The organism is Synechococcus sp. BA-120 BA3 (assembly GCF_034931285.1).
Lineage (GTDB): Bacteria > Cyanobacteriota > Cyanobacteriia > PCC-6307 > Cyanobiaceae > Cyanobium.
Window position 1 is genome coordinate 1 of sequence record NZ_JAYGHZ010000153.1, and the last position, 1,924, is coordinate 1,924.

Sequence of the window (1,924 nt, forward strand, 5' to 3'; positions counted from 1 at the left end):
CGGCTGACCCCGCCCTGCTGGCGGTGATCGGTCGCCACCGCCATCCCCCCTGCCGGGACCTGCTGCGGCAGACCCTCGAAGCTCCCGCCAGCAGCGCTTCGGCGCAGGCGGCGGTCCTGCTGCCGCTGCTCGGCCATCAGCGCCATCCCGGTGATTTCCAGCTTCTGCGGGATCGGGCCCTGGCTCCCCTGCCGCTGCGGCAGCGCCGTGCCGCCCTGGAAGGCCTGGCGGTGGGGCTTCGGGCCTGGCCGGTGGAAGCGCTGCGGCAGGCTCTTCGCTGTCTGGTCGGGGACCTCGATCCCGGTCTGGCGGCCACGGCCGTGGATCTGCTGGCCCGTCTGCCGGGGGGAGGGCAGGACCTGGCGGCCCTCGATCAGGGCCGTCTGGCCCCGGATCTGGCGCGGCGGGTGGAGCGACGCCTGGCCGGCCTGGGTTTCGCCGCCCCCGCCGGGCGATCATGAGCCTCACCCCAGCGCACGCGAGGCGAGGCCGATGTTCCGTCACCTGCTGGTGCCCACCGATGGCTCCGATCTCTCCGACGGCACGATCCGGCGGGCGGTGAGCTTCGCCAGCGAGACGGGGGCGACCATCACCTTCCTCCATGTGCTCGCCAACCTGGCGATGCCGCCGCAGGCCTCCATCTATGGCGATCCGGTGCTGCTCGATCCGGCCATGGTGCAGCAGTTCAGCCGCGCGGAGCAGGCCTACGCGGCCACGTTGCTGGAGCGGGCCAGGGCCATCGCCGAAGCGGCCGGCGTGCCTTGCGACACCGCCGTGGGCCAGCACCCGGTCGTCTATGAGGCGATCATCGACACCGCCAGGGATCACGGCTGTGACCTGATCTTCATGGCCTCCCACGGCCGCCGCGGGCTCGCGGGGCTTCTGCTGGGCAGCGAGACCCAGCGGGTGCTGACCCACAGCGATCTGCCCGTGCTGGTGTTTCGGCGCCCCGAATCCGCTGCCGCCGGGGAGAGCGACCCGCCCGGTCAGTCCGGCCCGGACGCGCCGGCCTGCTGAAGCCGCCAGCGGCGCACCACCTCGGGGATGGCCAGACCGTCGAGGTCGACCTGGGCATTGAGGCGCTGCATGGTGGCGGCGGGGATCCGGCCGGCCAGCGCCGCGATCACGGGCACCAGCTCCGGGCGCCGCCGCAGGGTCGCCGCGTTGAACACGGGCACCGCGTCGTAGGGGGGGAAGTAGTGGCGGTCGTCCCGCAGCTGCTGAAGGTCGAGGGCGGGGATCAGGCCGTTGGTGGTGTCACCGGCGATCAGGTCGACCCGCCCCTCGGCCAGGGCGCGGTAGGTGAGGCCCAGGTCCATGGCCTGGGGCGGCTCGGCGAAGCGCAGCCCGTAGCGGCGGGCCAGGCCGGCGAAGCCATCGGGGCGGTTGAGGAACTCGTAGCCGAAGCCCGCCCGCCAGCCGGGGGTGTGGGGCGCCGCCTCGCTGATCGTGGCGATCCCCAGCCGCCGGGCCTCGGATCGGCGCACCAGGATCGCGAAGCTGTTCTCGAACCCCAGGGAGGGGAACACGGTGAGCCCGAAGCGCTCGGCGTAGAGCCGGCGGGTCTGCGCGAACACCTCCTGAGCCGGATCGGGCGTATCCGGCGCAGGAGGGGACTGGCCAAGCAGCGTGGTCCAGGCGGTGCCGGTGTACTCCACGTAGCCGTCGATGCGGCCGCTGCGCACGGCGGCATGGATCAGGCCGGTGCCCCCCAGGCCGAAGTCGCGCCGCACCTTCAGCGGCGTGCTGGCCTCGATCTGCTGGGCGAGCAGTTCGCCCAGGATCAGCTGCTCGGTGAAGCTCTTGCTGCCGATCCGCACCGTGCCGGCGCCGGCGGGCGGCAGCAGCTTCAGGGCCAGCACGGTTCCGAGGGCGAGGCCCGCCAGGCCCCAGGCGAGCCGCAGGGCCCGTCGCCGGCCGGGGG

3 protein-coding genes are annotated in these 1,924 nt (G+C 73.6%); 2 read left to right on the plus strand and 1 reads right to left on the minus strand.

What is annotated here, in order from left to right:
- Both VB737_RS06770 and VB737_RS06775 read left to right on the plus strand, forming a co-directional pair.
- On the plus strand, positions 1–461 hold a 461-nt coding region (locus tag VB737_RS06770), incomplete at its 5' end, for a hypothetical protein (RefSeq protein WP_500312168.1).
- A gap of 31 nt (positions 462–492) precedes the next feature.
- Entirely contained in the window at positions 493–1,017 is a 525-nt protein-coding gene (locus tag VB737_RS06775; RefSeq protein ID WP_500312169.1) for a universal stress protein, read from the plus strand.
- Here the strand turns inward: VB737_RS06775 and VB737_RS06780 are convergent.
- Positions 987–1,924, minus strand: a 938-nt coding sequence (locus VB737_RS06780) for a glycine betaine ABC transporter substrate-binding protein (protein WP_500312170.1), incomplete at its 5' end; no start/stop codon positions are given. The genes VB737_RS06775 and VB737_RS06780 overlap by 31 nt on opposite strands.

What these genes read in the sequence shown, in the direction of transcription:
- VB737_RS06775 (WP_500312169.1), top strand. Translation starts at nt 493, where the DNA reads ATGTTCCGTCACCTGCTGGTGCCCACCGATGGCTCCGATCTCTCCGAC.